This is a genomic window from Methylotuvimicrobium buryatense 5G (assembly GCF_000341735.1).
Taxonomy (GTDB): Bacteria; Pseudomonadota; Gammaproteobacteria; order Methylococcales; family Methylomonadaceae; genus Methylotuvimicrobium; species Methylotuvimicrobium buryatense.
Genome location: NZ_KB455575.1, coordinates 609,746 through 621,728, shown reverse-complemented (window position 1 = coordinate 621,728; position 11,983 = coordinate 609,746). Strand labels below are relative to the sequence as shown.

Genomic DNA, 11,983 nt, shown 5'->3' with positions numbered 1-11,983 from the left:
ATGAAAGCCTACGAATATCGGCACATCGTTAGTTTTGAAGAAACCAACTTGGTCGGCAATGTCTATTTCGCCAACCATATACGTTGGCAAGGCCGAGTACGTGAAATGTTTCTACGCGATTATGCACCCGACGTGATCGATGCGCTTGGGCAAGGGTTAAGCCTAGTAACGACGCGGGTATCGTGCGAATATTTTCAGGAGTTGTTCGCATTGGACGAAGTGCTCATAAAAATGTTTGCAACTCAGATCACACAAAATCGCGTTACGATGAAATTTGATTATCTAAGAGTCCGTCAAGAAAATACTGAAGAATTGATCGCCAGCGGCGAACAACAAATCGCCTCTATGATGAAAGAGGGAACGACAATGCGCCCTACGCCACTTCCTCAATCGCTACGCTTGGCGTTATACGAATTTGAAATCTGAAAATTCAATCTTGGATTCAACTCCGAATTTATGCAACCCCGAAGCAGCGATTATAGATTCTACTCTTTAGCGATCCGCTTTTAGCTTCTGTACTCTTTCGCTGATCAATAAAGGTATAATGACCGGCCGAATATCGAATTTTTCTGAATAATCCTATGGCCATAGCGAAATTAACCCGATTTATTTTATTGCCGGTTTTATCGGCGTTTTTGATGGGCTGCGTGAGCGCTTCCCTTCAAAACCTTTCCGACTCTCTGTCCTCGGCAATTCTCGATCAGAACGACATCGAGATCGTGCGCAAAGGCTTGCCGGCTTATCTATTGATGACCGACGGATTGATCGAGCAACAACCGGAAAATACGGACCTGCTGGTTTCCGGCGCTAAGCTCTATGCATTATATGCATCGGAATTGGTGAGGGAGACGTCCCGTGCCCGTAACCTCAGCAATAAAGCGCGCGCTTACGCCGAACGGGCTCTGTGTTTGGAACGGCACTCCCTATGTCGGATCGACCGATTGCCTCATGACGCTTTCGCACCGGCTTTGCAAAATGCCGATCGTGCATCCTTGAATGTTCTGTACACCTACGGACTGACTTGGGCTTCGTGGCTGCAAGCTCACAGCCGCGATTGGGATGCTATTGCCGACCGACCGAAAATCGAATCGTTATTCGAAAGAATACTCGAATTGGACGAGTCCTTCGATTCCGGACGGGCGCATTTCTATCTGGGACTGCTCCGCTCGCAATTATCGCCGGCTTTGGGCGGCGATCCGGAAACCGCTAAAAGCCATTTCGAGCGCGCGATAGAACTGTCGCGCGGTAACGATCTGGCCGTCAAGGTCGCCTTGGCACGCAATTATGCTCGGATGCTGTATGATCGTGATCTCCACGACCGTTTGCTGCGCGAAGTACTGCAGGCTGACCCGAATGTGCCGGGCCTGTCCCTTTCCAATACCATGGCGCAACAAGAAGCCCAACAATTACTGGCCGAATCCGACAGCTACTTCCAAGAGTGACTTATGCATCATTTAATCGCGACTCTGTTTTTAATGTGCCTGACGGTTTTTTCGCCGCCGGCCCTATCGCAAATGCTCAAAATCGCAACAGCTTCGCCGGACGGTACGGTCTGGATGGAAAAAATGCGCGAAGCTGCCGACGAGATTAAACGGCGCACGAACGGTCGCGTTACCTTTCGGTTTTACCCGGGCGGTATCATGGGCAACGACGCCAGCGTGATGCGTAAAATCAATGTCAATCAGTTACAAGGCGGCATTATTCCCGGCGGCGGTTTGAAGGACATTTACCCGGATTCGCAGGTGTATAGCTTGCCGTTGATTTTTCGCTCTTTCGACGAAGTCGATTATGTGCGCTCGCGCATGGACGATTTGATCGTCAAGGGACTCGAGCAAAACGGTTTCATCAGCTTCGGTCTGAGCGAAGGCGGTTTTGCCTATTTGATGTCGGACAAACCGGTGTCGCGGGTCGAAGACCTGAAAGGCCAAAAGATATGGATTCCCGAAGGCGATTACATCAGCCGAAGCGCTTTTCAAACCATCGGCGTATCCCCGATATCGCTACCGTTAACCGATGTAATGACCGCATTGCAAACCGGCCTGATCAATACGGTCGCCAGCTCGCCGATGGGCGCGATTGCGCTGCAATGGCACGCCCGCGTCAAATTTGTTACCGATGAACCGTTGGCTTATTTGTACGGTACGATGATCGTTCAAGCACGGGCCTTCTCGCGATTAAGGCCGGACGATCAACGAATCGTTCGCGATGTAATCGGCGCGGTTTATAAGGAATTCAACAGTATCAATCGCCGCGATAATGCCGAAGCGCTCAGGGTTTTACGCAACCAAGGCATTCAATTCGTCGCAACCGATGAAAACGATCGAAAAAACTGGCAGGCGATGCTCGAAGACACTAAATCGAAAATGGAACGGGAAGGCATTCTCAGCCAATCGATTATCGAGACCCTAAGACGGCATTTAAACGACTTTCGCCAAGGCTCAGTCCACTAGCTCCATGTGTCGGCGTCTCATCAACGGTTTAAGGCGGCTAGAAGACGGCATTTTGGCGTTAGTACTCGCCGCGATGATTTTGCTGGCCATCGGCCAGGTCGTGCTGCGAAACGTTTGGGGCGCCGGCTTGGACTGGGCCGACCCGCTGCTGCGTATCCTAGTGCTATGGATCGCGCTGCTCGGGGCGATGGCCGCAACCCGCGATAATAACCATATCAGCATCGATGTCCTTAGCAAGTACCTGCCCCCATTTCTGAAAATACCCGCTCAACTCATCAGCCACTGGTTTACCGCTATCATTTGCGCACTACTGGCTTGGCAAGGCGCGCGATTGACGCTGATGGACTATCAAGATGCGACTACGGCATTCGCCTCGGTTCCTGTCTGGATTTGCCAACTAATTATCCCATTCGGCTTCGGCATCATGAGCCTGCGCTTTGTATTGCATGGGCTTTCGGTCTTGCTGAATAGAGAGGCGCCCTGATGCTCATCGCAGTTGCGCTAATCGTTCTGGCGCTCTTGGGCACTCCATTGTTCGCGATTATTGCCGCCAGCGCCCTGCTCGGGTTTTATCATAACGAAATCGACTTGATGGTCGTGGCGATCGAGTTTTACCGCCTGGCCGATATGTCGATATTACTGGCGATTCCGCTGTTTACGTTTGCAGGTTTCTTATTAAGCGAAAGCCAAGCGCCGGCAAGGCTGATGCGCCTGACGCAAGCGCTGCTAGGCTGGTTGCCCGGCGGCCTGGCCATGGTTTCATTGACGGCTTGCGCATTGTTGACAGCGTTTACCGGCGCTTCGGGCGTCACGATCGTCGCATTGGGCGCCTTGCTTTATCCGGCCTTGATCAAAGCCGGTTACCGTGAAAATTTCAGCCTCGGCTTGGTGACGACATCCGGCAGCCTGGGTTTGCTGTTCGCCCCTTCATTACCACTGATATTGTTCGGCGTTATCGCACAGCAAATGAGCGTCGGCCGGCCGTTTACGATCGATGAGTTGTTTTTGGCCGGCGTCATGCCGGGTCTGCTGATGTTGGTCATGTTGTCGGGTTGGAGTTATTGGCATAACCGCGATATCGGACTGACTCGATTCACCGTAAACGAAGCCTGGCAGGCTTTGCGCGAATCGCGCTGGGAACTGCCTTTGCCGTTTATCGTGCTGGGCGGCATTTACAGCGGCTATTTCGCGGTATCGGAAGCCGCCGCCGTCACGACGGTCTATGTGCTGATTGTCGAAGTCTTGATTCACCGCGAAATCAGTCTAAGCCAATTGCCTGCCGTGATGCGAAGCGCAATGGTCATGGTCGGCGGCATTCTGGTAATTTTAGGCGTTTCGCTGGCCTCGACGAACGTGATGATCGATGCCGATGTGCCGGGGCGTTTATTCGAATTCGTTCACGATCATATCTCGAGCCGATTGACCTTTCTTATCGCGCTGAACGTGTTTTTGCTGATCTTGGGCATGATGCTCGACATTTTCGCCGCGTTGGTCATCATGATTCCGTTACTGCTGCCGATCGCGGTCGGTTACGGCGTAGACCCCGTGCATTTGGGCATTATTTTTCTGGCGAATATGCAAATCGGCTACTTCACGCCACCGGTGGGCATGAACTTGTTTATCGCCAGTTACCGGTTCCAGCGACCTCTATTACAGCTATACCAAGCCACATTGCCTTTTTTCTTCATTCTGCTATTAGCCGTACTGATCATTACTTATTGGCCGGCACTCACATTAGGCTTACCGAGTTGGCTAGAAGCAAGTCGGTCATAAGCTATTACTCCCTTTTGATTGAAAAACCGTCTAAGAATAAAAGATATGGGATGTGTATATAAAGGGAGTAAGCACCCTGCGGCTCCAGATTTTGATTCTCTTGGCGTTCGATCCACAGACGATAGCTTGGGAATAAGACTTCTCCAGAACGTCGGGTTACGCAACACTAACCCGACTACGCGACTTTATTCGTCGCTCGTTTTTTCGATCATTTTGTGAATCCGTTTCAGGCCCAACGCGACCGCTATCATCACGAACGGAATCGCCGCGCCTACCGCGAGCTCCGGATTGACCGGCCAACCGGCAGCGCGCGCAGCCTTGGAGACCGAGCCGATCAGCCCGGTCGCGTAATAGGTGATCGCGACGATCGAAATGCCTTCAACGGTCTGTTGCATCTTGAACTGCATCTTCGCTCGCCGCGCCATCGAGCTCAGCAGCCCTTGATTCTGCCGCTCGATCACGATATCGACTCGTGTTCGCAATAATTGGCTCGCATTGCCGACTCTTTCGGACAAGGATGTGAATCGTTTGGAGGTCGAATAACAGGTATTCATCGCCGGTTCCATGCGCCGCCGAATGAATTCGCCGAGCGTCTGTATGCCTTGAATCCGGACTTCGCGTAAATCCTCTAGACGTTGACCGACCAGTTGATAGTAGGCGCTTGCAGCCGTGAATCGAAACAGATGCGTCGAAATATGGTTTTCGATTTCGGCAGCCAACGTCGTCAATTCGTCCAACAGCCCGGCGTCCTTACTGTTGTCCGATTGCGCCATTGCATTCGTGATCGTATAAAGCTTCTGATTGGCCCGCCTCAGTTCCGGCGCGAGCTTTTTCGCGATTGGAAACGCCAGCAGTGCCATTACTCTGTAGACTTCGATTTCGAACAGACGATGCAGCAATCGACCTGCCTGCGCCGAGCGCAAATTATGGTCGACGATCAGAAAACGGCTGAATCCGTCGACATGTATCCTAAAATCGGTAAATACCTGAGCGTCCCCGCCGGTAACGCTGGAACCTACGACCGGATTGTTCGCGAAACAGGCGGAAATAGCGGCCATATCGAGACCGTCGCCGTTCTTGACAACAGCCGCCGGTTGGATTACGGCATGCGCGGCGACCATCAATTGACCCGGCAATTCGGAAAGCCAATCGACCGGCACTTTCTTCAACGCAGGGTCGGAAAACGGATCGGCCGGCGTATTCGCTACGTAAAACGTGTAAGTGCTGAACTCGCTGTGCTGCTCCCACCGGATTTCGAACGTATCGAAGGTTTCGCTCAAATGGCTAGCGTCGTTTTCGGGACACGGCTTGCCGTATCGCTCGCAGAGCTTGCTCAGATGGTCGCGCTCGCGCTGTTTTTCATCGCTCGTCAACAGCAAGGCCAGATGAGAGGCCCTGATCGGTAACTCCAAGTTCAGCGATGCGCGGGCATGGACTTCATTGTGCAACACGAAACGTTGCGGGTGGTTTTGCGGCAAGGGAAATAAGGTCGTCACATTATTGTCGGTGGTCATTTATCGAAACATGAAAAGCAGGGGCGCTCTTGAATAACAGCATAGTTTAGCGATTGTTGATAATGATGAAAATATTAAATTGATTGTCAATTCAAGATCATCAAAACGAGAGGCGGTCAAAGGGGTAATGCCACTAAGGAATATGCACAAAATAACTTATACAAATAGTAGGCTTTGTGGCGGTTTGGTCAGCAATTCCCAATTTGGAGATCAAAAAGGGTGTGGGGTGTGCTTGGCGAGGATGTCGGCAGCAGGGCAGATTTTTGCTCCATGCAAAATCTGCATTCACGCCATCCTTGGCGCTCGAGCTGCCGCCAAGCCCCCATGGATGGGTTTACGGCGTTCCTCGACAGGCATACCCCACACCCTAAAATCGGCGAAACTGCTCAAACTGGGAATTGCTGCGGTTTGGTGACTCGCTTGACAGGACGTTATTTATCACGAAATCCTTATAGCCTCGCCAAACGGCTTCAATGGTCCTCGCATGCTTGATTTTTTGTGCAGTCAGATATGATTGACAAAGCGCATAAATGGACATATTTTGTAATTATATCTATGGATAGACAGGAAGAAGGCATGAACAAGAGTACTAAACATAATTTTTCACAGGATAAATCTTCTATCGCAAAAGGCGCTTTAAACACATTCTTCAATATAGCCGACGCATGGCGGCTTAATACAGAGCAGGCCATGAAGCTATTGGGATTAGACTCAAAAAGCACTTTCTTTAAATGGAAAAAGAAGCCCGAGGAAGCCAACTTGACCCAAGATAAGCTTGAGCGGCTTTCCTATATCTTTGGAATCTACAAGGCGCTGCAAATTCTTTTACCTAAACCTGAGGCCGCCGATACTTGGTTGAGCCGACCAAATTCAGCGAGTCCGTTTAATGGGCAGTCTGCTTTGGAAAGAATGTTATCAGGACATGTAGCCGATCTTTATGTCGTCCGCCAATACTTGGATAGCCAACGTGGTTGGTCGTAGTGAGTTATTGCAGACCTCTTTAATCAGCTGGAAATCATGCTGGCGACTCGTTCCAAGCAGGTTTTCACCTGTTGGTCTATTTGATCGAGTTGCAGACCCGGAGGATTTGGAAGTGGTTTTCTTTATTGAAAGCCTAACCAATGACCGTTTACGCGAAGAGGCCGGAGAGATTTTTCTTGTCCCGCCGGACGAACGAATTTCAGGCCCGGGAACAACGCCAATCATGGCCGCATTCACGCATTTAAATCCGGAAGGCAGCCGCTTTACCGATGGCTCATATGGCGTATATTACGCGGCAAAGGATATTGATACCGCTATTGAGGAAACCAAGTTTCATAGGAAACGATTTCTTGAGGCAACCAATCAGCCGCCAATAGAAATAGACATGCGCAGCTATGCGTCGGACATAAACACAGAGTTTCACGATATCCGTGGCAAACAGAGCGACATGCAGGATATTTATAAGTCCAGTCCGGATCAATATTCTTATCCTCAGACGCTTGCGCGTGAACTTCGCAATAATGGCTCAAACGGTATCGTTTACGATAGCGTCAGGCGCCAGGGTGGAGAGTGTATCGCAATATTTAGACCTAAGGCTTTGTCACCCGTACGCCAAGGTAAACATTACTGTTATGTTTGGGATGGTTCTGATTTTTCAAACGTGTATGTAAAAACGGAATATAAGCCAAGCAAGAGAGATAGAACCCATTAAAACAACAATTTATCGGCCGGACATTTGGCGTAAAAGCGTTGTATACCCGTCGTAGATCAAATCGCTCCAAAGTTCTTCAATTATCTTCAGTTTCTCCATGGCGGGTAATTTATGAAGTTCGGTTATACTCATGGTGGAGAAATACCTGCTTGGATGATTGATATTTTTGAGGTTTAGAGTCAAGTTAAGCGCTTGGCTGAATGGCTTTGTTCGACCAATCGTTGTCAACAGTAAATGACCGTCCAAGTGGCTTGAGATGATCAAACTCCTGTTTCTGGAGCTTGGCTCGGATTTCTTCAAAAGACCTAACAACATCCACCGCATAAAGTCGTTCTCCGCACTGTCGGCAAACTTCTGCTGTTACCCTAAATGACAGAGTGTTGCCACCGCCTCGCAATAGTTTCTCTACCGGTTTAGTTTCAAGCTCGCCACCGCATACAGGGCATTTTTCAAATGGAATCATTTCTTCACCCTCACCTTCCAATCATTCCAACGCGCGGAATCCGGTTTATAGACCGTGATCATTACCGCCCAATCATCAGTCGCGATCTGGGCATCGCTCCCACAACGCTGTAATCAATCCGCCGGCGCCAACTGTTTCAACAATGCCTCGATGAACTCCAGCTTTTCTTCCGTTGCGTTGAACGGCATGATGAAGCGCAATTTATCCGCGCCGTCGAATTTGTAGACTTGCGCCTGCGTTTGTATCAATTCGATCAGACTGGCCGCGTCGATCTTCGGTTCGTGCGAGAACACGATGCGGCCGCCGCCGGCGTTCGCTTCGATTTTCTTGATGCCGAGTTTTTCGGCTTGCTGTTTCAATTCGGCAACGCTGAACAACGTCTTGACCGGTTCCGGCAGCAGACCGAAGCGATCGATCATTTCGATTTGCAGGGCTCTCAGGTCGTCGTGCGTGTCGGCGCTGGCGATGCGTTTATACAGCACCAGTCTGGCATGGATGTCGGGCAGGTAATCTTCGGGAATCAATGCCGGCGACTGCAAATCGACTTCGGGACCGGTTTCCATCGGCGCGTCAAGCTCGGGCTGGCGGCCTGATTTCAATGCGTTGACCGCGCGTTCGAGCAGATCGGTGTAGAGCGTGAAGCCGATTTCCTGGATTTGCCCGCTTTGTTCGTCGCCGAGCAATTCGCCGGCACCGCGAATTTCCATGTCGTGCGACGACAGCATGAAGCCCGCGCCGAGGTCGCCCGACGCTTCGAGCGCTTCGAGCCGTTTTAAGGCGTCCTTGGTCATGACCGTTTTCGGCGGAATCACGAAATAGGCATAGGCCCGATGATGCGAGCGCCCTACCCGGCCGCGCAATTGATGCAATTGCGCGAGACCGAGCTTGTCGGCGCGATTGATCACGATCGTATTCGCGCTGGGTATGTCGATGCCGCTTTCGATAATCGTCGTGCTGAGCAATAAGTTGAAGCGCTGGTGATAGAAATCGAGCATGATTTTTTCCAGTTCGCGCTCGGGCATCTGGCCGTGCGCGATTTCGATGCGCGCCTCGGGCACCAGGTTTTCGAGCTGGCGCGCCATTTTCTCCATCGTTTTGACGTCGTTATGCAGAAAGAACACTTGACCGCCGCGCTTGATTTCGCGCTGACAGGCCTCTTTGATTTGCGAGTCGATCCATTCGCTGATGAAGGTCTTGATCGCGTGGCGGTTTGGCGGCGGGCTCGCGATGATCGAGATTTCGCGCAGACCCGACATCGCCATGTTCAAGGTTCTCGGAATAGGCGTCGCGGTCAGCGTCAGCATGTCGATCTCGTTGCGCAGCTTCTTGAAATGCTCCTTCTGGCGCACACCAAAACGGTGTTCCTCGTCGATGACGACCAGGCCGAGCTCGCGGTATTTGATCTCGTTCGACAACAGTTTATGCGTACCGATCACGATATCGACCTTGCCCTGCTCCAGGTCTTCGAGAATCGCTTTTTGCTGCTTCGGCGTGACAAAACGCGACATCACTTCGATGCGCACCGGCCAGTCGGCGAAGCGATCGCGGAAATTCTGATAATGCTGCTGCGCCAACAGCGTGGTCGGTACCAGAACCGCGACTTGCTTGCCGCTTTGCACCGCGATGAAGGCCGCGCGCATCGACACTTCGGTCTTGCCGAAGCCGACGTCGCCGCAGATCACGCGATCCATCGGCTGCGGGCTGGCCATGTCTTCGAGAATCGCTTCGATCGCGGTTTGCTGATCCGGCGTTTCCTCGAACGGAAAAGCGGCCGCAAAGGCTTGGTATTCGGTGTTGTCGACATCGAAGGCATGGCCTTTTTTCATCGCGCGTTTGGCGTGGATGTCGAGCAATTCGGCCGCGACGTCGCGAATGCGTTCCATCGCCTTTTTCTTTGCCTTACTCCACTGGTCGCCGCCGAGCCTGTGCAGCGGCGCGTCTTCGGGGCTGATGCCGGTATAGCGGCCGATCAGGTTCAGCGACGAGACCGGCACGTAGAGTTTGTCGTTGTTCGCGTATTCGAGCATCAGGAATTCCGCGGTCATGCCGCCGAGCTCGAGGGTTTGCAGTCCCATATAGCGTCCGACGCCGTGCTCGACATGCACAACCGGCGAGCCGATCGTCAATTCGTTCAGATTATTGACGATGTTTTCGAGTTCTTTCGCGGCCGATTTACGGCGACGGCGGCGCTGTTGGACTTTTTCGCCGCTCAACTGGCTTTCGGTAATCACGGCGAGCGGCGGCGAATCCAGCCACAAGCCTTGATCCATCGGCGCGACGACCATGCACGGCGACTGTTCGGATTGCAGAAACGCGTGCCAATGTTCGACTTGTTGGGTCTTAATGCCGAATTTGCTCAATTTACCGATCAAGTCTTCGCGGTGTCCGGCCGTTTCGGCGACGAACAATACCTTGCCCGGAAACTCGTCGAGAAACTGTTGCAACGCCCGCGCCGGCTCCTTCAACTTCGCGTCGATCGTTACCTCGGGCAGCGGCTTGCAGCGAAAATCAATCTCGCTAATTCCGCCGAGCTGGGTTTGGCTCAACGTAATACGAGTAAACTTATCGGTACGCTCGCGCATTTCTCCCGGCGACAGGAACAAGGTTTCGGGTTCGAGCAGCGGCCGCTCCACATCATATTTGCGTTGTTCGTAACGCTCTTTTGCCTCGCTGTAGAAAGACTCGGTGCTTTGCGCAAAATTGTCGGCCGTGACCAACACCGCAGAATCGGGCAGATAATCGAATAGCGCTGCGGTGCTTTCGACGAACAACGGCAAATAATATTCGATGCCGCCGAACGCGACGCCTTTGCTGACATCTAGATAAAGACTGTTTTTCTGCGAGGCATTCGGGAAACGGGTTCGAAAGGCTTGGCGGAAATGCTTGATCGCCTCGTCGGTGAACGGAAATTCGCGCGCCGGAAACAATTGTATGCGGTCGATTTTTTCAACCGAAAGCTGCGTCTCGGGATCGAAGGTGCGGATCGATTCGATGTCTTCGTCGAACAATTCGATACGGTACGGCACCCTGCTGCCCATCGGAAACAGATCTACGATGGCGCCACGCACCGCGAATTCGCCATGCTGATAGACCTGAGACACGCACTGATAGCCGACGCTTTCGAGTTTTGAGCGGTTCAGCTCCAGATTGAAGGTATCGCCGACGGCGATTGAAAAACTGTTGGCCAGAACATGATCTCGCGGCGCAAGCCTGTGCATTAGAGTCGAGACCGGTACGATCAGCGCGCCGCGTTGTACTTCGGGCAGCACCGCGAGCGTTTTCAGGCGTTCCGAGACGATGTCCGGCAGCGGCGAAAATACATCGTAAGGCAGGATTTCCCAGTCGGGGAAATGCAAAATGGGATGCTTATTTTGCAGAAAGAACGCCAGTTCATGCTCAAGACGCAATGCAGTTTGACTATCCTGCGTAATAATCACGAATAAGCGCTTTTCTTGTTGTATCGCCGATGCCAACGCAAGCGAATCGCCGCAACCGTTTAAACCTGTCCAAATTGAAATGGTATGCGGTTGTAATGAAATTTCGGTGGGGAAAATCAAATCTTGATGTTTGGACATGACTCGGAGTCAAAATTGAGAAATTTAAAAAGGGTATTATATACTTTTCGTTGTCAGCTTCTCAGTAGATGCATTTGAAATTTAGAATGGCGGAAACGTTAATTCTAACGATCTTCAAATAGGCGGTTTCACCTGACTCCCTTTTGATCGAAAAACCGTCTATGAAAAAAGGTATGGGATGTGTCTATCGAAGACGGCAACTCGAACGCCAGGGATGCCGTGAATGCAGATCTTGCATAGAGCAAAAATCTGCCCTGCTGCCGACACCTGCCAATCGAATTACCAAACCCTCCCTAAAATAGGGAAGTTATTTACGACCAAACCCTTAGGACATTAAAGCACAGATTTCATGCCTGTTCCTAACGGGTGAATTCCGACCCAACCTTGCATGTATAAATTCGTCGGCGTATATTGATAGCTAAGGATCGCAAGAATACGAACAGTCCTATAAGTGAATATCACGGTTTTCTCTTGAGAATTTACTAAGAGTGAAAACCTCTCCCCGCGTTTGCAAG

The 11,983-nt window shown here is 51.4% G+C and carries 10 protein-coding genes; 7 read left to right on the top strand and 3 right to left on the bottom strand.

The window, feature by feature from the left end; genetic code table 11:
* From METBU_RS0102930 to METBU_RS0102910, 5 genes are all read left to right on the top strand, one after another.
* Complete coding sequence (locus tag METBU_RS0102930) at positions 1-426, top strand: acyl-CoA thioesterase (protein ID WP_017839199.1); 426 nt, start codon at positions 1-3, stop codon at positions 424-426.
* 155 nt (positions 427-581) lie between these two features.
* On the top strand, positions 582-1,442 hold the full coding sequence (locus METBU_RS0102925; protein ID WP_017839198.1) for a TRAP transporter TatT component family protein: 861 nt from the start codon (positions 582-584) through the stop codon (positions 1,440-1,442).
* A 3-nt stretch (positions 1,443-1,445) separates the two neighbouring features.
* Positions 1,446-2,450 carry a TRAP transporter substrate-binding protein gene (locus METBU_RS0102920; RefSeq protein WP_014148082.1) on the top strand — a complete coding sequence of 335 codons (1,005 nt, stop codon included), beginning with the start codon at positions 1,446-1,448 and terminating at the stop codon, positions 2,448-2,450.
* Between the two features lie 52 nt (positions 2,451-2,502).
* A complete protein-coding gene (locus tag METBU_RS0102915) occupies positions 2,503-2,934 on the top strand; it encodes a TRAP transporter small permease (RefSeq protein WP_201764842.1) in 432 nt (143 codons plus the stop codon).
* Positions 2,934-4,223, top strand: coding sequence for a TRAP transporter large permease (locus tag METBU_RS0102910; RefSeq protein ID WP_017839196.1), 1,290 nt, complete (start codon positions 2,934-2,936; stop codon positions 4,221-4,223). The genes METBU_RS0102915 and METBU_RS0102910 overlap by 1 nt, the downstream gene beginning before the upstream one ends.
* Positions 4,224-4,408: 185 nt before the next feature.
* Here METBU_RS0102910 and METBU_RS0102905 read toward each other — a convergent pair whose 3' ends face one another.
* The gene (locus tag METBU_RS0102905) at positions 4,409-5,737 is read right to left on the bottom strand and encodes a DUF3422 family protein (protein ID WP_017839195.1); all 1,329 of its coding nucleotides are present in this window, start codon (positions 5,735-5,737) and stop codon (positions 4,409-4,411) included.
* Between the two features lie 510 nt (positions 5,738-6,247).
* Between METBU_RS0102905 and METBU_RS0102900 the strand changes: the two genes are divergently transcribed.
* Both METBU_RS0102900 and METBU_RS0102895 read left to right on the top strand, forming a co-directional pair.
* A complete protein-coding gene (locus tag METBU_RS0102900; protein ID WP_017839193.1) occupies positions 6,248-6,718 on the top strand; it encodes an MbcA/ParS/Xre antitoxin family protein in 471 nt (156 codons plus the stop codon).
* Positions 6,675-7,430 (top strand): RES family NAD+ phosphorylase, encoded by a 756-nt coding sequence (locus METBU_RS0102895; RefSeq protein ID WP_051056231.1) that lies wholly within the window; start codon positions 6,675-6,677, stop codon positions 7,428-7,430. Before METBU_RS0102900 ends, METBU_RS0102895 begins: the two co-directional genes overlap by 44 nt.
* 184 nt (positions 7,431-7,614) lie before the next feature.
* Here the strand turns inward: METBU_RS0102895 and METBU_RS25770 are convergent, their stop codons facing one another.
* Together METBU_RS25770 and mfd are read right to left on the bottom strand one after the other, a co-directional pair.
* Complete coding sequence (locus METBU_RS25770; protein WP_083877606.1) at positions 7,615-7,893, bottom strand: YgiT-type zinc finger protein; 279 nt, start codon at positions 7,891-7,893, stop codon at positions 7,615-7,617.
* A gap of 113 nt (positions 7,894-8,006) precedes the next feature.
* Entirely contained in the window at positions 8,007-11,468 is a 3,462-nt protein-coding gene (gene mfd, locus METBU_RS0102885; protein ID WP_017839190.1) for a transcription-repair coupling factor, read from the bottom strand.
* Positions 11,469-11,983 lie beyond the last annotated feature (515 nt).